This is a genomic window from Corynebacterium lujinxingii (assembly GCF_014490555.1).
In the GTDB taxonomy this organism is placed as follows: Bacteria; Actinomycetota; Actinomycetes; order Mycobacteriales; family Mycobacteriaceae; genus Corynebacterium; species Corynebacterium lujinxingii.
Genome location: NZ_CP061032.1, coordinates 1,956,589 through 1,976,947 on the forward strand (window position 1 = coordinate 1,956,589; position 20,359 = coordinate 1,976,947).

Sequence of the window (20,359 nt, forward strand, 5' to 3'; positions counted from 1 at the left end):
GGGCTCCAACTTACCGGTAGCGTCGGTAAGCATGAGCACCGTATTCAGCAAGATCATCGCAGGCGACATCCCGGGCCGCATCGTCTACCAAGACGACACGGTCGCGGCGTTTCTCACCATCGAGCCGGTCGCGTACGGCCACACGCTGGTCGTGCCGGTCGAGGAAATCGACAAGTGGACCGACATCCCCGCCGACCTGTGGGCGCACATGAACGAAGTCGCGCAGAACATCGGGCGCGTCATTGTCGACGAGTTCGACGCCGAGCGCGCCGGCTACCTCATCGCCGGCTTCGAGGTCCCCCACGCCCACATCCACGTCTTCCCGGCCGACGACATGTCGGGCTACTCGCTGGCCAACGCATTGCGTGCCGACGACACCGACCCCGCCAAGATGGACTCCGCCGCCGAGACCATCCGCGAGGGTCTTAAGCGGCAGGCAGCGAAATAGTAAACGTCGAGCCCTCCCCCGGCTTCGTGGCAACCGCCACGGTGCCACCGTGGGCCTCGATGAGCGATTTCGTAATCGCAAGCCCCAGCCCCGAACCACCACCGGAGGCCCGGTTGCGGGACGCGTCCGCGCGGTAGAACCGCTCGAAGATGTGCTCGGCATCTTTTTGTTCCATGCCCACGCCGTCGTCGGCAATGTCCACCACCACGCGGTCCAGGTTGTGGCGGATGGTGATGGTCACCTCCGCCTCCGGGCCGGCGTGCTTGATCGCGTTGGTGACCAGGTTGACGATCACCTGGCGCAGTCGCGCCGCGTCGCCTTCCACCACCGGCACGTCCGGGGTGTCCTTCACCACGTCGACCACCCGCTCCGGGTAGGCCGCGTGCATCGAATCCTTCACCGACAGCGCAAGTTCGAGCACGTCCACCGGCTTCTTCTCCAGCGTCGAGCCCTCCGCGCGGGTGAGCGCGAGCAGGTCCTCGACGAGCAACTGCATGCGGGCGGACTCCTCGTCGATCTTGCTCAGCACCATCTGCGGGTCGTCCGCCATGCCCTTTAAGTACATCTCCGAGTAGCCGCGCACACTGGTTAGCGGGGTGCGCAGCTCGTGCGAGGCGTCGCCAACGAAGCGCCGCATCTGCTCCTGCTGTTGCTGCGACTGCTCCAGCGACTCCTGCAGACGGCTGACCATGGTGTTCATGGCGTACGACAGACTGCCCACCTCGGTCTCGCGCGACCAGGCCGGCACGCGCCTACCGATGTCTCCGCCCGCAATAGCCAGCGCGGTGTTTTCCACCGTCTTCAGCGGCGCGAGCGCACGGGCCACCGAATAGTTACTGGCGATGCCGATGCCCACAAGCACAAGCGTGCCCACCACCGCCTCGATCTGCGCGAGCGAGCGCAACATGCGGTTTTCGGAATCAAGCGACTTCGCGATGTACTGCACCGTCCCGTCCGACTGCTCGGTGGCGATGGCGCGCCACTGCTTCGGCCGTGTGGTTTGCGGGTCGTTCGGGTCCGCGGTGACCGTGACGGGTTTGTTGAAGTCGGCGCGGGTGATCTGGTTCCAGTTCGGAGGGTTGGTCTCGCCGGGGCGGCGCACCAAGTAGCCCTCTGTCGGATACAGCGTGGCCTGGGTGAACTCGCTTGGCGAGTTCCACGGGTTGAACTGCCACACCGGCCCCTGGTTCGCCCACGTGTCCAAGCCGTCGCGCAGCTGGTCGTCGGCACGGTCCAACAGCAGGTTACGCATGAGGAAGAAGATCAGCACCGAGCTCAGCGCCGTGCCGATGACGGAGATGACCATCACCGTGGTCACCAGCTGGCGCTTGAGCGGCTTCTTCGTCGGGGCTGTAAATACCGGGTACGGCATCACTACTGGCGCGGGGTGCGCAGAACGTAGCCGACACCGCGCACCGTGTGGATCAGCGGCACGTCACCCGTGTCTACCTTGCGGCGCAGGTACGAGATGTAGGACTCGACCACGTTGCCGTCGCCGCCGAAGTCGTAATGCCACACGTTGTCCAGGATCTTCGCCTTGGACACCACCACCTCGGCGTTGAGCATGAGGTAGCGCAGCAGGTTGAACTCGGTGGGCGAGAGTTCGACGATCTCGCCGGCTTTGGTGACCTCGTGCGTGTCGTCGTTAAGCGTCAGGTCCGCGTAGCGCAGCGTGGAGTCACCCTCGTTTTCCTCCACCACGTGGCCGCGGCGCAAAATCACGCGTAGGCGGGTGATCACCTCTTCGAGCGAGAACGGCTTGGTCACGTAGTCGTCCGCGCCGATGGTCAGGCCGTGGATACGGTCTTCCACAGCGTCCTTCGCGGTGAGGAACAGCACCGGACTGTCGAGGCCTTCGGCCCGTAACTTACTGAGCAGCTCGAAGCCATCCATCTCCGGCATCATCACGTCCAGGATGTACGCATCCGGCCGTGAGGTGCGCGCCATCTCGAGCGCCTCCGCACCGGACGTGGCGGTCTCCACGTCGAATCCCTGGAATTTCAGGGAGACGGTGAGCAGCTCGACGATGTTCGGTTCGTCGTCAACAACAAGTACCTTGAGGTTCTGCGCGTCAGCCATGTCGTGTTCTCCTGTAATCTCAGACTTTTTCACTAAGCCACGATTAAACCGCACAACTCTGAATGCTTCCTGTGTGCTTGCTGCGCAAGGTCGATCAAAAAAATTGGAGCTGGAGACGAGACTTGAACTCGCAACCTACGCATTACAAGTGCGTTGCGCTACCAATTGCGCCACTCCAGCAGTGCGCCAGATATTACACACCGCCTGCTGCTCGCGCGAAAACGGGCGAGCCGATAGTGTGAGCCATGTGTCAAACGGGAAATTGAACGTGTGGGATAAAATCACCGGCTCGCGCCAGCGCTTAGCGACGATCGATGCCGCCCGCACCTCCCCACCCCCGTCCGTCCTCGCGCCGATTAACCTGACGGACCCGACCGAGGTCGCCGCCGTGATGAATATCGCGGCGCGCATCGGCGAGATCCTCATCGCCAACGCCACGACATCGGCGGACGCGATCAAGCAAATCCACACGGTGTGCTCCTCCTATGGCCTGCACTACGTGCACGTGTCCATCACGGTGAACACGATCACCCTGAACACGATCATCGGCGTGGACAAGCGCATCCCGGTCAATGTGGTGCGCGTGGTCACGATGATCTCGGAGAACTACCACAAGCTCCAGGAGGTCGACCGCCTGATCCGCTCGATCCGCTCCGGTGCGACCCCGCCGGAGATGGCGGAGAAGATCCTCGACGAGATCGACAACTCCCCCATCCCCTACCGCAACGTGCGCAACCTCGCCGGCTGGTCCGTGATGGGCTTCTTTATCGCCATGCTCCTCGGCGGAGACCTGCTCATGATGGTCTTCGGCGGGCTCACCGCGTTTCTCATCATGGGCTTTAGCAAACTGCTCTCGCGCGGCGGTCTCCCGGCGTTTTTCCACAACGTCATCGGCGGGTTTTTGGCCACCATGCCCGCGGCCATCGCCTACGATTTCTCCGCCTCCATCGGACGCTCCATCAACCCGAGCCAGTTAATCGCGACCGGCCTCATCGTTCTGCTTGCAGGCCTCACACTCGTGCAATCGCTTCTCGACGGCGTCACCGGGTCGATGGTCAACGCCTCCGCCCGATTCTTCCAAGCCATGTTGGGCACAGGCGGCATCGTCGCCGGCGTGGCCGTGGGCGTATCCGTGTCCAACCTGGTGGGCATGCCGTTGCCGCCGGTGGAGCTGCTGCCCGCCGACGCCGCCTATTCCAACGGTTGGCTGACCACGTTCGGCGGCGCGATGGCGGCGGCGGCGTTCGCGGTGTGTTGTTTCGCGGAGCGCTCCGCAGTGATCCTGTCGTTCATCACCGCCGCGACCGGTTCCTTGATCTTCTACCTCGTGCTCACCCCACTGGGCGCCGGCCGCCTGTTGGCGATTACGGCGTGTTCGCTGGCTGTGGGCCTGGCCGGTGGTCTCATCTCCCGCCGGTTCCTGATCAACCCGGTGATCACCGCCGTCGCCGGCGTGACGCCGTTCCTGCCCGGTTCCTGGATCTACCGCGGCATGTACGCGCTGATGAACGAGCAGTTGCTCCTCGGCATGATGAACCTGCTCACCGCCATCGGCACGTGCCTTGCGCTCGCCGGCGGCGTGGTGTTCGGCGAGTGGATGGCCCGCCGCATCCGCGCCCCGCAGCTCTACGTCCCGTACGAGGCATTCAAGCGCGCCGGCCGGTTGACCTTCCAGCAGATCCGCCGGGTACGCCGCCGGCGTTGACCTCGTGGCGTAGAATGATGGGGCTTTAGCTGTCGTCTGCAAGGAGGAACCCGAGTGCCACCTAAGATCACCGATTCGCGTCCGAACGCAGAAGCAACGCACGCCGTTGAGGAGCAGACGGCGTCGGGCGCCCGTCGGATCGTGGCCACTTACGCCGAGGACTTCCTCGACGGCGTAACGCTCATGTCCATGCTGGGCGTGACCCCGCAGGGCTTTGTGTACAAGCGCTACGTCGAGGACCTCGAGCAGGCAGAGGAAGAGGAAGCGCCGACGAAGGCCACCAAGAAGAAGTCGACGAAGAAGGCGGCAAAGAAGAAGGCCACCAAGAAAAAGTCGACCAAGAAGACGACGAAGAAGGCCGCGAAGAAGAAGGCCACCAAGAAGAAGTCGACGAAGAAAGCCGCCAAGAAGTCCTAATGGGGGGCAATGAGTTCGTCGTCGTGGCTAACCGCCTGCCCGTGGACAAGGTGGGCGACCACTACGAGGTCTCCCCGGGCGGGCTCGTCGCCGCGCTTGCGCCTGTGCTGCGCTCCCGCGGCGGCTGCTGGGTCGGGTGGCCCGGCGACACGTCGTCGGACCTTGCGCCGTTTACCTTCGACGGCATCTCGCTCGTCCCGGTCTGTTTGGACCAGGACGATTTCGAAGGCTTCTACGAGGGCTTTTCCAACTCGACCCTGTGGCCGCTGTACCACGACCTGATTGTAACGCCCGATTACAACCAGGATTGGTGGGAGCGCTACGTCGCCGTCAACGAAAAGTTCGCCCGCGCCACCGCCGAGACCGCGGCGGAGAACGCCACGGTGTGGGTGCAGGACTACCAGTTGCAGCTGGTGCCGGGCATGCTCCGCGAGCTGCGCCCCGATCTGACCATCGGCTTTTTCCTGCACATCCCCTTCCCCGCTCCCGCGCTGTTTCAGCAGCTGCCGTGGCGCGACGAGATTCTCGCCGGGCTTTCCGGCTGCGACCTCATCGGTTTCCAGCGCACCACGGACGAGGAGAACTTCCGGCTGCTGACCACCAATATCCGCACCGGCACCTTCCCCATCTCGATTGATGCGGAAGAAATTGAGCAGGCCACGGAGTCGTCGATAAGCCAGCTGCGAACATCACTCGGCGACCCGAAGCACGTGCTGCTCGGCGTGGACCGCATGGATTACACGAAGGGCATCCTGCAGCGCCTGCTCGCGGTGGAGGAACTGCTGGAAGAGGGCTTGCTTGACGACGTCGCCGTGGTCCAGCTCGCCACCCCGTCACGCGAGCGCCTCGGGCACTACCGTAAAACGCGCCGCGAGGTGGAAGAAGCGATCGGTCGCATCAACGGGCGCTTCGGCGAAATCGGCCGGCCCATCGTGCACTACGTCCACCGGGGCGTTGCCAAGGACAAGCTCGGCGTCTACTACTCGGCCGCGGACATCATGCTGGTCACACCGTTTAAAGACGGCATGAACCTGGTGGCGAAAGAGTACGTCGCGGCGCACCCGGACGGCGACGGCGCGCTTGTGCTGTCTGAGTTCGCCGGTGCCGCAGTCGAACTCAACCAGGCGTACCTGTGCAACCCGTTCGACCTGGGCTCGATCAAGTCCGCGATCGTCGCGGCGACCGAGCCGGATCCCGCCCGCATGCGAGCGATGTACGACTGGGTCATGGAGCACGACGTCACCCGCTGGGCCCACGACTTCCTGGAGGCGCTGTGAAGCGGCTGCTAGCTGTGGCCCCGGTGCTGTTGCTCGCGGCGTGTGCGTCTCCGCAGCAGTGGCACGTCGTCGGCGTGTACACCGACCCGGACGCTCCGGTGCCGCGCAACACCGGCGGCGCGTCGTTCACCTTCACCGAAGACTCCTTCGAGGGCACGACCGGCTGCGCGAAGGCGTCCGGCGAGTTCGACGACTCCGTCACCTTGCACAACGTCCAGGTCGGCGACCCCGGCAACTGCTCCGGCTGGGCGCGCCACACCCACGAACAGCTCGCGCAATTGCTTCACGACGACACCACGTTCACCGTCACCCGACCCTCCGACAACGACCTCGTGCTCACCCTGGACACGGGCGCGTTGGATGCGCCTGCCGTTAAACTGCGCACATGGTGATCGCACAGGCTGAAACGCTACTCGTCTGCCTCGACTTCGACGGCACCCTCGCGGAGCTCAACCCCGACCCCTACGCCGTGTCGATGCACCCAGAGGCTGAGCGCGCCATCCGCCGCCTTACCGCCATCCCCGGCACAGAGGTCGCGCTGCTCACTGGCCGCCACCTCGATGGGCTCAACCGAGTCATCCCCGCGGACCTCGATGTCACTCTCGTCGGTTCCCACGGAGCCGAGCCCGGGCCCACGCTTAACGACGACGACCTCGCCTACCTCGACGACATCGAACGCCAGCTCAACGACATCGCTGTGCCACCCGCCTACGTGGAGGTCAAACCGTATCAGCGGGTGCTGCATGTGGCGCCGGTCGTCGATAAGCAAGCTGCCCAGGACATGCTGGACGCGGCCGCAGCGCTGCCGGCGCGCAAGATCACGCTCGGCCACAACGTGGTGGAGTTCTCGGCCGTGGACATCACGAAGGGCACATGGCTCGCCGAGCACAAGCGGCGTTTTTCCGCCACCGTCTTCGCCGGCGACGACGACACCGACGAAACCGCCATGGCCGCCCTCGGCCCCACCGACCTAGGTATCAAGGTGGGCTCGAAACCTTCTCTGGCGTCGCGCCGCGTGGCAGATGTTCCCGCCATGGCAGCCTTCCTCACCGACCTCGCCGACGAAAGGGAAGCATGGAACGCCGCTCACTAGAGCACCAGGGCCGTACCCGCACCTGGATCGTCGTCGAGGGCGACCCGGGCACACTGCTACTTGTGCTGCACGGCTCGCGCCAGTCCGGCAACGTGATGCGCAACTTCACCGACCGCACCTTTGAAGGCCTCGGCCCCACCGTCGCCTACCCGGACGGCGTCGAGCACCACTTCAACGACCTGCGCACCGGCTTCAACGAGTCCGCCCGGCGCTTGCGTATCGACGACGTCGGCTTCCTCCGCCGCGTCATCGAACACCACAATCCGGACCGCGTCATCGGCTGCGGGTTTTCCAACGGCGGCCAGATGATCATGCGCTTGCTTTTCGACGCCCCCGGCCTCCTCGACGGCGCAGCCACCTTCGGCGCCTCCATGCCTGTGGAGTCCAACACGTGCGTCAGCGTTGAAAACTACGCCCCCACCCCGCTCGTCGCAGTCCAAGGCACCGCCGACCCGCTCGTGCCCTACGAGGGCGGCATGGCTGGCATCGGCGGCGACAACCGCGGCGAGACACGTTCGGCCTACGCTTCCGCCGAGTTTTTCGCGCGGTTGAATTCTTGTGCGGGGCGGGAGTCGTCGACAAGCGGAGCCCTGCGTATCGACGACTTCACGGGCCGCTTCCCCGTCCGCCTCATCACCATCGATGGCTTCGGCCACATGGTGCCGGTAGCGAAGCAACTCGACGCACGCCTCGGCCCCGGCACCGACGAAATTACCGGCGGGGAAGTTATTCGGCGATTCTTCTTTGACGGGCGAACTCGCTGAGTACCACACCCGCCGCCACCGACGCGTTGAGGGATTCCACCCAGTCCTGCATGGGCACCGACATGATCACGTCGCAGTTCTCGCGCACCAGACGCGAAATTCCCTTGCCTTCCGAGCCGACGACGATGACCACGTTGTCGGTGGCCTGGTCGAACGTGTCCAGCGTGTGCTCGCCGCCCGCATCCAGACCGACGACCGTGTAGCCGTTGTCCTGGAACTGCTTCACCGTGCGCGTCACGTTGGTCACCCGCGCCACCGGCAGCCGCGCCGCCGTGCCCGCCGACGTACGCCACGCAACACCCGTGACCTGCGCGGAGCGACGCTCCGGGATGATCACGCCGTTGCCTCCGAACGCCGCCGCCGAACGAATCACCGCACCCAGGTTCCGCGGGTCCGTGATGTTGTCCAAGATGACGAACATCCCGGGGCCATCCACGGATTCAAGCAGGTCATCGAAATCCGCGTACTTGTACGGCTGAATCTTCAGGCCAAGCCCCTGGTGCATGCCGTTGCCGGTCATCGCGTCCAACTGCTGGCGCGGCACCTCCTGCACCGGAATATTTTTGCTGTTCGCGAGCGCCACCGCCTCGCTGAGCCGGTCGTCGTGGCCCGTGCCCTGCGCGACAAACAGCGCCTCCGACGGCACCTTTGCCTTCAGGCACTCGATCACCGGGTTGCGCCCGACCACCAGGTCCGCCACCTCACGGTCGTGTCGACCCTGGTTGCGGCGCTGCTGATCGATCTTGCGCTTATGCGCCGCGTGGTAGACGCGGTCTTCCGCCTTCGGCGTAGCACCCTTGCCTTTCAATCCCCGGCGACGCTGCCCGCCCGACCCCTTCGTCGGGCCCTTTTTGTTCTTTTTCTGCACGTCACGGCGCTGGTACGGCTTCGCCATCGTCTACTCCTTTACCTGCCACTGCGGCCCGTCGGCCGTGTCGGTCACCTCGATGCCGGCGCGTGCGAGCCTATCGCGCACCTCGTCGGCGGTCGCCCAGTCCTTCTCCGCGCGGGCGGTTGCCCGGCGTTCGAGCTCCGCTTCCACCAGCACATTCAACGCGTTGCTATTGCTTGACGACGACGGCCACGCCCCCGGATCAATCCCCAACACCGCCGCCATCGCACGCACCTGCGCCGCGATCGGAGCCGGATCGTCCGCTTTGTTGCCCTCGCGGACAAGGTTGTGGATCTCGGCGAGGGCTTTGGGGACACCGAAGTCGTCGTTAAGCGCCTGCGCGAACGCGTCGGTCCAGGTCGTCGGCTCGGGCGTGCCGGCGCGCTTCACAAACTCCTCGATGCGCCGGTACCCCGCCGCCGCCTCCTTCAGCGACTCCGGCGAGTACTCCAGCACGCTGCGGTAATGCGCCGAGCCGAGGTAGTAGCGCAGCTCGACCGGGCGCACTTCCTCGAGCATGTTGTCGATGGACAGCACATTGCCCAGCGACTTCGACATCTTCTCGCCGGCCATGGTCACCCAGTGGTTGTGCATCCAGTAGCGCGCGAAATCGTCGCCCGCCGCGTGCGACTGCGCCTGCTCGTTCTCGTGGTGCGGGAATTGCAGGTCGAGGCCGCCACCGTGGATGTCGAAGGATTCGCCCAGGTACCAGGTGGACATGGCGGAGCACTCGAGGTGCCAGCCGGGGCGGCCCGGGCCCCACGGGGTGGGCCAGCTCGGCTCGCCCGGTTTGGCCGCCTTCCACAGGGCGAAGTCCGGGTCGTCGCCCGTCATGTCCTCCAGCTTGTTGCCGGAAATGGAGCCGTAGTCTCCCCCGGCCTCAACCCACGCGTTCACGTCGAAGTAGACGGAGCCATCGCGGGTGTAGGCGAAGCCATCGTCGATAAGCCTCTGCATGTAATCGACCATCTGGGTCACATGCCCGGTCGCCCGCGGCTCCACGGACGGCGGCAGCACGCCGAGGGTGTCGTACGCCCGGGTGAACTCGCGCTCGTACGTGGACACCCACTCCCACCAGGGTCGGTTGTGTTCGCTGGCCTTGGCCAGGATCTTGTCGTCGATGTCGGTGACGTTGCGCACGAACGCCACGTCGTAGTCGTTGGCCAAGAACCAGCGGCGCACGATGTCGAACGCGACACCGGAGCGCAGGTGCCCAATGTGGGGCTTGGCCTGCGGGGTGGCGCCGCACAGGTAAATCGAGACGTGGCCGGGGCGGATCGGCTCAAAGTCGCGGAGAGTGCGGGTCTTGGTGTCAAAAATGCGTTGCTTCACAACACCGAAGTCTACAGCGGGGACTCTTCCACCCTCAGCTCCGAGTAGCGAGCCTCGGGGACACTGAACGAAGAAGCGTCACCGATTGCCTCCCACACCTGGTCCTCACTGCACTTCACGTCCTGCGCGTCGCCGTCGAGCATGGTGAAGCCCCACACGAGCCGTCCGTGCTTGCCCGCATCCAGGGTGTACGGGCCGACCACCTGGTTCAGCGACCAGCTGACCTCGTGCACGTAGTTCCAGCCGTACGCGCGGCTCACGTTTTTGACCAGGTCGCCCTTTGGGGTGAACGTGCCGGACACCTCGAGGGTCTGCACGCGCTTTTCCTTCACCCGCTGCTCCACCGGGACCGGGCCTTCGGTGTCGTTGCCCACGCTTGCGGCGTCGGTCTGTTTGAACCAGCGGCGGGTGGCATCCACGTAGGTGTCGGTGCGGCCTGGGGTAGCGCAGTGGCTGCCCGGCGAAAGGTCCTCGTTCCACCGCTGAGGCAGCTCGAAATCGTAGGGCTGGGCTTGTGCCGGGGCCGCCAGCAGCAGCGACACCCCAAGGGCCGGGATGATCCTTTTCATTTACGCGCCCCAGTCAATGTTGTCGCGGGTGCTCACGCGGACGTGCCGCTCCTTCGGCATGGTCGCAGTGAACGTGTTGCCCGCGGCCTGCCACGTGCGGTCGGCGCCACACACCGTTTCCTGACCGCGGAAGTCCGACACAATCCAGCCGGCTTGCAGCACCGCCGTCTTGCCCGGCGCGATGTTGTACGGACCGATCTTCTCGCCGACCTCGTACGACTGCTGGTCGGTATAGCTGGTGGAGAAGGTGAACTGGATCAGCTTAGCCACGTCGAAGCTCAGGCCCGCGGTGACGTTCCAGGTCTTCGTCTTGGTCTCAGTGATGGAACGGGTAATGGGCAGCGGCTCGTCGTTGTAGTTGGACACAGTCCAGGTGCCGGCGGAGCCATCGAAGTAGCTGCGCACGATCTCCACGGTCTGGCCGCGGTCGCCCGGGTTCGCACACGTGTCGCCGATGGTGGTGGGGTTGGTTGCGTCGTAGTCGCGTTGCGGCAGGGCGCCAGCGGTCGGCGCGAGGGCAACAGCGGCGGCGGTGAACAGAGCAAGGGAGCGTTTCATGATGATTCCTTAGAGGTAGGTTTGGGTGGGAACGGGCAGGTCGCGGTACTCATCGGGCGTGACGTCGATGGTCCGCGTTGTGCCGTCTTTGCTGGTGACGGTGGCTTCCGCCCAGAAGCCGGAAGGTGCGGAGGACTGCGGGTGGGTGACCACGCGCGAGTAGGTGCCGTCGCGGCCAGCGGAAATTTCACTGTAGTTGATCCGCGTCATGGTGGTGCCGTATTCCACGCGCACCTTGTCGCCAGGCTTGAGGTCGATGGGCTTGAGCTTCGTGCCCACGGGCATGTACGCGCGCTTGACCGCACCTACCGAGGTGAGCCAGCCGCCAGGCAGGCGGCCATCTTCGCCCATCCAGTTGAGGTACTGGTTGTTCTCCGCGCCGACCACGTAGTCGGTCACCGGCGTAAACGTGTAGTCGCCCTTGGACCAGTTGAGGAAGTCCTGCGAGTACCCCGGCTTGCGGAATGTCGGCGCGACCGCCTCAATGTCGTGCGGGTACCAGGACTTATCGCCCTCACGCGCCGGCTCGTTGAGCTTCGGCCACTCGTCGTCGCGACGGAAGGAAGCATCAGGCTTAACGACGGTGTCCCGTTCCCCCGCCACCTTCTCCAAACTAGGACCAGAGGTGGCGCTGTACGTTTGATCATCGCTCGGCTTGGAGTTCGCCCCCTGGCTTCGCGAAGGGATCTCCATGGCAAGCTCAGAAACGCTGCCGTCCGCCTTGATGATGTACGCGAACGCATAGCGCTCCGCCGGACCGGTGCCGCGGATGACGTTCGCGCCCGGGGCGTTACGCAACACCCCGTTGTCGCAGGTGACGAACATGGAGATGAAGTCCTTCTCCAGCACCCCGTAGTCCACGCGGAAGGACTCTCCCGGACCGAGCTCGATGGGACCAAAGGTTTCGCCTTCAATCCAGCCGTTGGATTCCTTCAGGCCGATGTCCGTCTTCGCGGTGGTGTCCCAGCCGCTTGGCAGCGCCGCCTTAGAGTTGGCCTCGATCTTGCGGTTCGTGCCGGTTTCTACCGTTGCGGTGTAGGGCACGGTCTGATCGGTGCGGTTAGTGAATTGCAGGGTGCCGTCCGCCAGGTACCGGCGCGCTGTTTCCCCGTAACGCCATTCCGGCGTCACGCCGGCCCGGCATTCGGTGTCCAAATTCTCAATTGGGTAGCCCTGCGGCATCGCCGGGACCGCACCCGCGATTGGGGCGTGCGCCAGGGCCACGGCTGCCACGGCTGCACTGACCGCTGTCATGATCTTTCGCATGCGATCACAGTAACGCGACGATTTCCCGGATGGAAGCTAAAACCGCAAATGGGAGACTTTAGTTACGAAGTTGGGAACTTTCGTTCCACCAGCGCCGTCGCGATGGCTGCGCGCCCTTCGCCCCGTCCGGTAAAGCCCATGTGGTCCGTGGTGGTCGCCGACACCGATACCGGGGCCCCCAAGGCCTCAGAGAGGACCCTTTCCGCTTCCTCCCGCACCGGGCCCATTTTGGGGGTCTGGGCGATGAGCTGCGCGGAGACGTTCACCACCGTGTCCCCGTGGGTAGAGAGGAGTTGTTGAAGCTCCTGGAGCAGTTGGATGCCCTTCACGCCGTCATACTCCGGGCGCCCCACCCCGACGAAGGAACCGAGGTCGCCGAGACCCGCCGCTGCCAGTACGGCGTCGACAATGGCGTGGCTGACCACGTCGCCGTCGGAATGGCCCTCGCAACCGTCCTGGTCGTCGTGGAGGATGCCGGCGATCCAGCATTCTTTACCGGCCTGAATTTGGTGGGCGTCGGTTGCTGTTCCTACTCGCAAGTTGGTCATATTTTGCAGGTTACCCACTCCTGAGTTTCCGGATCGAACTCTTCGTAGACGTCCGGTTCCTCCAAATGACGCCGATAGGATGCCAGGATTTCCGGCGTGATGTCGAGCATCTTTTCCGGTGGATATTCGAAGGTCCGACCGAACTTGTCCTCGAGCGTTTTAATCGTCGCCATGCACTCGTCCCAGTCGTAATCCTTTTCGTACTGCTCCACCGCTGAGTGACAGCGGGCGTAGAACTCGGCGTTGTCTTTGCGTCTCGCTCGACGTTGCTCGAGTGTGGATTTCCACCTTGGGTTCCCTTCGCCTTCGAGGTAGTCGACGAGGAATCCGTCCGGTTCCGCAACCTGGTAGGTGCCGTCTGCGAACAACCACACGACGTCGCCGGACATGTGGTCGACGAGGTAAACTGCACGACGGTCGGTCTTGATGTTGTGGTGGCGCTGGCACAGGCAGAACAGGTTCGACGCGGTGGTTTCGCCGCCGTCACCGTGTGGGATGCGGTGGTCGAGCTGGCAGCGCTCGGCCTCGACGTTGCATCCGGGCCAACGACAGGACCCGTCGCGGGCCTGGACGTAGGCTTTCATCGCCTCGGTTGGTACGTAGGCGTCGGTGGAGACGTGCTCGGCGTCGTCGAGGTCGACGACCTTCACGGCGCCATTTTCGACGAGCGCATCGAACGCTTCTGAGCCTTCTGCCCCGGTCCAGCCGAATCCAGGCACGTAGTAGCCCGAACCAGGTGTCTTCGGCGCGAAGGCGTACAGCACCAGTTGAACGTCCGCGTTGAGCTGGCCGGTCAGGAGTTGCTGGATCGTTTCGTCCTGAGTGAGCTTGTACTCCTTGGCGACGGCAGCAACATACCGGTCCATCAAACCGATAGTGGCGGCATCACCGCTGATGCTGAGTCCAGCATCGCCGTCATCCTGGCCGTAGAACATAGTTTGGCAGGTGCCGAATGGCTCGTCCTTGGCCTTCTTCCGGTCTTTGATCTTCTTCGAGTCCGGCGCCAGTTTGGAGTCGATCTGCTTGATTCGGTCGCGCAGCCGCCGTTTCAGAGACGTCGGCGACGGCAACTCCACCCCAGCGGCACGGGGCGTAAAGACCTTCACCAAAAAGTTGTCGAACTCGGCGAGCGTTTCAGGTGTAGCCAGTTCGTTCAGCCTGTTGAGCGCGGATTCGATGGCGCAAATGCGGGTCAGGTCCAGCCGGCGCGTGGTCTCTTGCATCGCACGCAACCGAGGTAAATCGGCCAGCACCGAATACCCCAGAATGCCGTTTTCTGCCCAAGTCACGCTGCGCCCGACGGCGCTCGCAATACGTTGGCACTCGAGTTCGAAATCCTCGACTACCACTCCAGGCTCGGCATAACGGCTGAAGATCTCGTATTCGATATCGCGCATCGCCTGGCCTGCGGCACTGAGCGGATCCCCCTCGCGTTCCGTAGCGAAGTATCGTTCGGCCATCGTCCCCCCTTTCGGTTTCACTTTCGAACATACCGACGAACCTCAATACCGTCAAGGGTCATTTCAAACTTCTTATAAAATATTTGTTCGAACGAGTAAATCCCCACAATGCGCCACACATACACATAGCAGACCGCCCCGACACGGCCTGAGAGCTTAGGACCCGGGGACTTCGAAAATGGTCGGTTCGACCTCGTCGGTAATGCTCTGCGCAAGGCGGAGGTCGATCGGAGTGGTGATCTTGAACGCCATGGGATCGCCGGCGACCGTGGTCACGGGTGCGCCGAACCACTCCATCAGCGAGGCATCGTCGGTCGCAACGAAATCGGGCGCACTGGAAAAATAGGATTCGTTGGCCTCACGCAGGGTGCGTAGATCAAACCCCTGGGGCGTCTGAGCAGCACGCAGAGCGCTGCGATCCAGAGTCGCCTCCACCACATTGCCGGAAACCTGCTTCACTGTGTCCGCCACCGGCACGACCGGCACGACAGCGGGCGCGCCGTCGAGAACCGCGCGGGCAACGCGCGCGATCATGCCGGGAGGGGTGAGAGCGCGGGCGGCGTCATGGACGAGCACGCAGGCGTCGTCAAGCGAAATTGCGCGGAGTGCCGCAAAGATGGAGTCGGCCCGCTCGGCGCCACCATGAACAAATGACACATGGTGTTCGCGCAAGCACTGCCGCGCGTGCGACTCCATGGAGGGGCTGACCACGACGACGACCCGGTCCACGATCTCGGACGTCTCCATCGCAGTAACGGAGCGCTCAAGCAGCGTGCGCCCGCGCAGAGGCACATACGCCTTCGGCACCTCCGCGCCAAGACGCGTGCCCTGCCCTGCGGCCGCAACGACCGCTACGACCCGGCGGTCCAATTACTCTTCGTCGTCGAAGGAGAGCTCGTCCAGGTCGACATCGTCGTCGTCGCTGACCGGGCCCGGATCCACGGAGATGCCGGCCTTGACTTGCTCGTCGATAATGCGCTTGATCTGCGCATCCATCTCCTCGACCTTCTTTTCATCCACCGGCTCTGCAAGCGCAAGCTCACCAACGAGAATCTGGCGGGCCTTACCCAGCATGCGTTTCTCGCCCGCGGACAACCCCTTGCCCTGGTCGCGGCGCCACAGGTCACGTACGACCTCGGCCACCTTATTGATGTCGCCGGACGCCAAGCGCTCCTGGTTCGCCTTGTAACGGCGCGACCAGTTGCCAGCTTCTTCCACGTCGGTTTCGCGCAGCACCGAGAACACCTTCTGCAGGCCTTCCTCGTTGACCACGTCGCGCACGCCCACAAGTTCGGAGTTCTTCACCGGAACGCGAACTTCGAGGTCGGAGTGGAGAATCTGCAGCACTAGGAAGTCCAGCTTCTCGCCGCGCATTTCACGCTGCTCGATGTCCGCAATCCGCGCTGCGCCGTGGTGCGGGTAGACGACCACTTCTCCGACCTTGAATTCCATAAACGCTCCTTGGGGCTCCCGGCAAGGTTTTGACCCCACCACCTTACCACCGCAGTCAAAGGAGCTTTTGCTTGTCGACGACCCCTCGCACCGCACCGAATAGGGGAGAAAATGGGAAAAGTTACTGCCTAGACGCTAAAGTGAACCCGAGAATAACCTTCGAATACGTTTGACGATGGAGGACCCCACGTGAAGTCCCTGAAGCTGGTAGCCGTTATCGCTGCCGCTGGCCTGGCCCTTACCGGCTGCTCCGCCGGCCAGATCACCCAGACCTCGAACCAGGTCGCGGCTGTTGATGGCGCAAGCGGCGCCACCGAAAACGGCGAGATTGCGGTGCAGGACGTCACCGTGGTGCTTGCTGAAAACGGCCAGGCTGCCCTGAAGTTCTCTGCGACGAACCAGGACACCTCCATGAAGGACCACACCCTGCAGTCCGTCACCGTCGATGGCACCCAGGTTCAACTCGAGAACAACAACACTATTAAGTACAACTGCGTGCTCGTCGCGGACTCAGCCGAGGGCCTCGACCGCCTGCCGCAGGACAAGGAAAACTGCATCGACTACACCGCGTCCTCGCTACCGAACAAGGACTTCGCGTACGGCGGCAACGCGCCGGTGAAGTTCAACTTCGACACCGGCGCCGTCGAGGTGACCGCAACCGTGTCGGCTCCGACGCTGGCTTCCGGTCAGGTCGATCGCGAGAACTAAGCTTCTCGACGAACCCGCAAACCGCTGGCCTGACCAGCGGTTTTTTTATGTTCGAAGGCCATGTCTTGACCGTGTTATACGGTGTCGCACATGGCAAAGAAACCCCGTGTGATCCACACCTGCTCAGAGTGCGGCTACTCCTCCCCGAAGTGGCTCGGCCGCTGCCCGGAATGCGGGTCGTGGGGCACACTCCAAGAGGAGGCTTCGGTAGCGGCAGCTCCCGGCTCGGTGAAGACGTCGGCGCTGACCCCGACTGCGCCGGCGACGCCGATCACGAAGGTCAACGCGACCGCGACGCACACAATGCCGTCGGGCATCGGCGAGTTGGACCGGGTGCTCGGCTCAGGTGTTGTGCCCGGGTCCGTGGTGCTCATGGCCGGCGAGCCGGGCGTGGGCAAGTCCACGCTGCTGCTTGAGGTCGCGTCTCGCTGGGCAGCGATGGACGGGCGCAAGGCGTTGTACGTTACCGCCGAGGAATCCGCGGGTCAGGTCCGGGCCCGCGCGGAGCGCACCGGGGCGCTCAAGGACACGTTGTACCTGGCGGCCGAGTCGAACCTGGACGTCGTGTTCGGCCACGTCGAGCAGGTGAAGCCGTCGCTGCTCATCGTGGACTCTGTGCAGACGATGCACGCTGCAGGAGTGGAAGGTGTAGCGGGCGGCGTCGCTCAGTCGCGTGCGGTCACCGCCGCGCTGACCACCCTTGCGAAGACGTCGAACCTGCCGATTATCTTGGTCGGGCACGTGACCAAAGACGGCAACGTCGCGGGCCCCCGCGTGCTGGAGCACTTGGTGGACGTGGTGTTGAACTTCGAGGGCGACAGGCAGTCGTCGCTGCGCATGCTGCGTGGCATGAAGAACCGCTTCGGCGCAACGGACGAGGTGGGCTGTTTCGAGCAGACCGCGAGCGGCATCCGGGAGGTGCGAGACCCATCCGGGCTGTTCCTGTCGCACCGCGGTAAAACTCCAGACGGCTCGGCGGTCACCGTGGCGATGGACGGGGTGCGCCCCATCCTCGCCGAGGTACAGGCGCTGACCGTGGATCCGGTGAACAAGAGTCCGCGACGCGTGGTCACCGGCCTGGATTTCAACCGGGTTCCGATGGTGCTCGCGGTGCTGCAGGCGCGGTGCGGACAACGCACGAACGACAAGGACGCGTACGTGGCCACCGTCGGCGGCGTGAAGATCACAGAGACCGCCACGGATCTCGCGGTGGCGCTGGCGACGTGGTCGAGTCTGCACGAGACGCCACTGCCCGCAAAGACGGTGGTCATCGGCGAGGTCGGGCTGGCGGGCGAGCTGCGGCGCGTACCTAACCTCGGGCGCAGGCTGCAAGAAGCTGCGCGGCTGGGTTACGAAAACGCCATCGTGCCCAGCGGGGACCTGGAGCGTATCGACGGCATGCGGGTGCACCAAGTGTCCACCCTCGGGGAGGCGATAGCGCTGCTGGCTACGTGATGTTGAACGGTGCGGCGTCGGAGGCGTTGTCGCCGATGACGGTGTGCAGGAAGTAGGAGCCCGGCTCGATCGCAGGGCGGTCCTCGCACTGCCCCGGCTGGGACACGGTGCCGGACCAGCGCGCCTGGTAGCCCTGCTTCTGCCCCGCCTTGTAGGTCTGGGTGCCGGCGACCACCGGCTCGTAGCAATCGGTGTCCGCCCACATCTTTTCGTTGGTGCGCATGTTGTACACCTCGAAGCGCAGGATGTTCTCGTCGAGGTCGATTACGCAGTCGGTGTCGGTGGGGTTTTCCACCTCCATGTAGAACACCGGCTGGGTGCCCGCGACGTAGGAGGGCTGGTTGGGCATCGCGGTGATACGCAGGTCCTTCAGCTCACACGCGCCGGTGCGCGCGGGGGCAGCCTCGACGTTGGAGGACGCGACGGGCGCGGGTTCAGAAGGTTCAGACGGTTCCTCCGGCGCGGACACGGTCGGCTCGGTCTCGATGGTAGAGGCCGGGGCCTCGGAGGCGGTCTCTTCGGCACTGTCGCCACCGCCGCTGCGCGCGACGGCAGACAGGGCCCAAACCAAAAGCGCTACAACCACCAGGAGGATGACGAGTGCCGCCACGCGGCGGCGCATATAGATCTCCGGGGGCAGTGGGCGCTGGTTCGACATGCCTATAACTTAATCGCCGAAGTTTTCGTAGGTGGTCTCGACACGGCCGTCGGACAAGCGGTAGCGGGCACCGACGACGCCGAGCTTGCCGGCCTCCAGCGCAATCGCCACAGCCGGCACACGAGTCACAATGTGTTCGGCGCCGTTGCGGGCGTGCGCAAATTCGACGTGCTCGCCGCGGATCTTTGATTGCGCGACGGATGGGGCGATCTTTTCCACGAAGACGCGCTCGAGGCCGGTCGGCATGTCGCCGGACTCAAGAGCCTGCACTGCCGCGCCGACAGCACCGCACTTCTCGTGGGCAAGGAACAGGACGAGGTCCACACCGAGCCCGTCGACGGCGAACTCAACGGACGCGGCGACGGCCGAGTCAACACAGCCGCCGGCGGTGCGGATGACGAAGATGTCGCCGAAGCCTGCGTCGAAAAGCAGCTCGACCGGCACACGCGAGTCGGAGCAGCCGACAACGCACACGGCCGGGTTCTGTCCGGAGGTGAGCTGCTGCAGCCTCGCCGTGTCGCGGTTCGGAGCTGCGGTGTTGCCGGTGGCGAAGCGCTCGTTGCCTTCGCGAAGCAGCTCCCACACCTCGCGGGGCGTGGGGGCTGCTTGGAGTTCAGTAGGAGTTGTCATACCCGCTATTGTTGCATGCATTGTGCACAATATTTGCCCGAACAACGTGGTTAATTGGTTCCACGCGCACGCCCGCGACCTGCCGTGGCGCGCGGCTGACACGACGCCGTGGGGTGTGCTGGTCAGCGAGGTGATGAGCCACCAAACGCAGGTGGAACGCGTCGCACCCATCTGGGTGGAGTGGATGGACCGCTGGCCCACCCCCGAGGCGTTTGCGCAGGCGCGTATCGACGACATCTTGCGTGCCTGGGCCAACCTCGGCTACCCACGGCGCGCGTTGCGGTTGAGGCAGTGTGCGCAGGTGGTCGTCGATAAGCATGGCGGCGTGGTGCCTGACGACGTCGACGAGCTGCTGGCGCTGCCCGGCATCGGCGACTACACCGCGCGCGCCGTGGCATGTTTCGCGTACGGCAAGAATGTGCCGGTGGTGGACACGAACGTCCGACGCGTGGTTTCACGAATGGAGCGTGGCGAGGCGCTGGGTGTGCCCGGCAAGAAAGAGATCGAGGAGGTTGCGAAGCTTCTGCCCGAGGAGGACGGCCCCATGTTTTCCGCCGGTTTGATGGAACTGGGCGCGCTGGTGTGCACGTCGAAGGCGCCGAAGTGTGAGGTGTGCCCGCTGTCCGAGAGGTGCGCCTGGCTTGAGGCGGGCAAACCCGAGCCGGAGCAGCAGAAGCGGTCGCAACGTTTCGCGGGCACGGACCGCCAGGTGCGCGGCAAGATCATGAAGGTGTTGCGTGAGGCGGAAAGCCCGGTCGAGCAGGCGGTTATCGACGCCGTGTGGCCGGATGCGGCCCAGCGCTCTCGCGCACTGTTCTCCCTGCTTGAGGACGGTCTAGCCGAGCAAGATGAGCGCGGCTACTTCCACTTGCCGCGGTAGGTCAGGCCGCCGGGTAGTTTCACCCACACGCCGCCGCGGGAGTTGACGGTCACAGGGCCGAAGCGTTTCGAGGTGGAGACACCGGACCCAGAATAGTTCAGCCAGCTGTCTTTGCTCAGCTTCTTGCGCTTGCGGTACTGGAAACCCATGTGGAGAAGGATACACTGC

Annotated in this window: 24 protein-coding genes and 1 tRNA gene; 10 read left to right on the plus strand and 15 right to left on the minus strand. The window is 64.3% G+C overall.

The annotated features are described in order from the left end of the window. Positions 1–31 precede the first annotated feature (31 nt). A complete protein-coding gene (locus tag IAU68_RS09725) occupies positions 32–448 on the plus strand; it encodes an HIT family protein (RefSeq protein ID WP_171193690.1) in 417 nt (138 codons plus the stop codon). On the opposite strand, the gene IAU68_RS09730 is transcribed toward IAU68_RS09725, so the two are convergent. The 3 genes from IAU68_RS09730 to IAU68_RS09740 all read right to left on the minus strand — a co-directional run bounded on the left by IAU68_RS09730 (position 426) and on the right by IAU68_RS09740 (position 2,707). Further along, entirely contained in the window at positions 426–1,820 is a 1,395-nt protein-coding gene (locus IAU68_RS09730; protein WP_171193691.1) for a sensor histidine kinase, read from the minus strand. The genes IAU68_RS09725 and IAU68_RS09730 overlap by 23 nt on opposite strands. 2 nt (positions 1,821–1,822) lie before the next feature. After that, positions 1,823–2,527, minus strand: coding sequence for a response regulator transcription factor (locus IAU68_RS09735; RefSeq protein ID WP_171193692.1), 705 nt, complete (start codon positions 2,525–2,527; stop codon positions 1,823–1,825). A gap of 104 nt (positions 2,528–2,631) precedes the next feature. Further along, a tRNA-Thr gene (locus IAU68_RS09740) sits at positions 2,632–2,707 on the minus strand. 67 nt (positions 2,708–2,774) lie between these two features. Between IAU68_RS09740 and thrE the strand changes: the two genes are divergently transcribed. The 6 genes from thrE to IAU68_RS09770 are packed head-to-tail and all read left to right on the plus strand — an operon-like array spanning position 2,775 to position 7,783. Further along, positions 2,775–4,232, plus strand: a complete 1,458-nt coding sequence (gene thrE, locus IAU68_RS09745) for a threonine/serine exporter ThrE (protein WP_231699022.1) — start codon at positions 2,775–2,777, stop codon at positions 4,230–4,232. Between the two features lie 54 nt (positions 4,233–4,286). Further along, positions 4,287–4,649, plus strand: a complete 363-nt coding sequence (locus IAU68_RS09750; protein ID WP_171193693.1) for a hypothetical protein — start codon at positions 4,287–4,289, stop codon at positions 4,647–4,649. Next, a complete protein-coding gene (locus IAU68_RS09755; protein ID WP_171193694.1) occupies positions 4,649–5,926 on the plus strand; it encodes an alpha,alpha-trehalose-phosphate synthase (UDP-forming) in 1,278 nt (425 codons plus the stop codon). The genes IAU68_RS09750 and IAU68_RS09755 overlap by 1 nt, the downstream gene beginning before the upstream one ends. After that, positions 5,923–6,318 (plus strand): hypothetical protein, encoded by a 396-nt coding sequence (locus IAU68_RS09760; RefSeq protein WP_171193695.1) that lies wholly within the window; start codon positions 5,923–5,925, stop codon positions 6,316–6,318. The genes IAU68_RS09755 and IAU68_RS09760 overlap by 4 nt, the downstream gene beginning before the upstream one ends. Further along, positions 6,312–7,019 carry a trehalose-phosphatase gene (locus IAU68_RS09765; protein ID WP_171193696.1) on the plus strand — a complete coding sequence of 236 codons (708 nt, stop codon included), beginning with the start codon at positions 6,312–6,314 and terminating at the stop codon, positions 7,017–7,019. The genes IAU68_RS09760 and IAU68_RS09765 overlap by 7 nt, the downstream gene beginning before the upstream one ends. Next, complete coding sequence (locus IAU68_RS09770; protein ID WP_171193697.1) at positions 7,001–7,783, plus strand: alpha/beta hydrolase family esterase; 783 nt, start codon at positions 7,001–7,003, stop codon at positions 7,781–7,783. The genes IAU68_RS09765 and IAU68_RS09770 overlap by 19 nt, the downstream gene beginning before the upstream one ends. Here IAU68_RS09770 and rlmB read toward each other — a convergent pair. From rlmB to IAU68_RS09815, 9 genes are all read right to left on the minus strand, one after another. Next, a complete protein-coding gene (gene rlmB, locus IAU68_RS09775) occupies positions 7,746–8,678 on the minus strand; it encodes a 23S rRNA (guanosine(2251)-2'-O)-methyltransferase RlmB (RefSeq protein ID WP_171193698.1) in 933 nt (310 codons plus the stop codon). The genes IAU68_RS09770 and rlmB overlap by 38 nt on opposite strands. A gap of 3 nt (positions 8,679–8,681) precedes the next feature. After that, entirely contained in the window at positions 8,682–10,007 is a 1,326-nt protein-coding gene (gene cysS, locus IAU68_RS09780) for a cysteine--tRNA ligase (RefSeq protein WP_171193699.1), read from the minus strand. Positions 10,008–10,018: 11 nt separating this feature from the next. Then, entirely contained in the window at positions 10,019–10,576 is a 558-nt protein-coding gene (locus IAU68_RS09785; protein ID WP_171193700.1) for a hypothetical protein, read from the minus strand. Then, positions 10,577–11,134, minus strand: a complete 558-nt coding sequence (locus IAU68_RS09790; protein WP_171193701.1) for a hypothetical protein — start codon at positions 11,132–11,134, stop codon at positions 10,577–10,579. A gap of 9 nt (positions 11,135–11,143) precedes the next feature. Beyond that, positions 11,144–12,400, minus strand: coding sequence for a hypothetical protein (locus tag IAU68_RS09795; RefSeq protein WP_171193702.1), 1,257 nt, complete (start codon positions 12,398–12,400; stop codon positions 11,144–11,146). 62 nt (positions 12,401–12,462) lie between these two features. Continuing rightward, positions 12,463–12,948 (minus strand): 2-C-methyl-D-erythritol 2,4-cyclodiphosphate synthase, encoded by a 486-nt coding sequence (gene ispF, locus IAU68_RS09800; protein WP_171193703.1) that lies wholly within the window; start codon positions 12,946–12,948, stop codon positions 12,463–12,465. Beyond that, positions 12,945–14,408: an HNH endonuclease signature motif containing protein gene (locus tag IAU68_RS09805; RefSeq protein ID WP_171193704.1), complete on the minus strand. Its 1,464-nt coding sequence runs from the start codon at positions 14,406–14,408 to the stop codon at positions 12,945–12,947. The genes ispF and IAU68_RS09805 overlap by 4 nt, the downstream gene beginning before the upstream one ends. Positions 14,409–14,564: 156 nt before the next feature. Continuing rightward, positions 14,565–15,278 carry a 2-C-methyl-D-erythritol 4-phosphate cytidylyltransferase gene (gene ispD / locus IAU68_RS09810; RefSeq protein ID WP_171193705.1) on the minus strand — a complete coding sequence of 238 codons (714 nt, stop codon included), beginning with the start codon at positions 15,276–15,278 and terminating at the stop codon, positions 14,565–14,567. Further along, on the minus strand, positions 15,279–15,860 hold the full coding sequence (locus IAU68_RS09815; RefSeq protein WP_171193706.1) for a CarD family transcriptional regulator: 582 nt from the start codon (positions 15,858–15,860) through the stop codon (positions 15,279–15,281). Positions 15,861–16,049: 189 nt separating this feature from the next. On the opposite strand from IAU68_RS09815, the gene IAU68_RS09820 reads away from it, so the two are divergent. Further along, complete coding sequence (locus IAU68_RS09820; protein WP_171193707.1) at positions 16,050–16,568, plus strand: hypothetical protein; 519 nt, start codon at positions 16,050–16,052, stop codon at positions 16,566–16,568. Between the two features lie 90 nt (positions 16,569–16,658). Further along, on the plus strand, positions 16,659–18,023 hold the full coding sequence (gene radA / locus IAU68_RS09825; protein ID WP_171193708.1) for a DNA repair protein RadA: 1,365 nt from the start codon (positions 16,659–16,661) through the stop codon (positions 18,021–18,023). On the opposite strand, the gene IAU68_RS09830 is transcribed toward radA, so the two are convergent. Together IAU68_RS09830 and IAU68_RS09835 are read right to left on the minus strand one after the other, a co-directional pair. After that, positions 18,016–18,681, minus strand: coding sequence for a hypothetical protein (locus IAU68_RS09830; RefSeq protein ID WP_171193709.1), 666 nt, complete (start codon positions 18,679–18,681; stop codon positions 18,016–18,018). The genes radA and IAU68_RS09830 overlap by 8 nt on opposite strands. A gap of 9 nt (positions 18,682–18,690) precedes the next feature. Beyond that, positions 18,691–19,311: a carbonic anhydrase gene (locus IAU68_RS09835; RefSeq protein WP_171193710.1), complete on the minus strand. Its 621-nt coding sequence runs from the start codon at positions 19,309–19,311 to the stop codon at positions 18,691–18,693. A gap of 22 nt (positions 19,312–19,333) precedes the next feature. Here IAU68_RS09835 and IAU68_RS09840 point away from each other — a divergent pair, with 22 nt between their 5' ends. After that, positions 19,334–20,191, plus strand: coding sequence for an HhH-GPD family protein (locus IAU68_RS09840; protein ID WP_186337527.1), 858 nt, complete (start codon positions 19,334–19,336; stop codon positions 20,189–20,191). Here IAU68_RS09840 and IAU68_RS09845 read toward each other — a convergent pair. After that, positions 20,170–20,340 (minus strand): DUF4236 domain-containing protein, encoded by a 171-nt coding sequence (locus IAU68_RS09845; protein ID WP_171193711.1) that lies wholly within the window; start codon positions 20,338–20,340, stop codon positions 20,170–20,172. The genes IAU68_RS09840 and IAU68_RS09845 overlap by 22 nt on opposite strands. Positions 20,341–20,359: the final 19 nt, after the last annotated feature.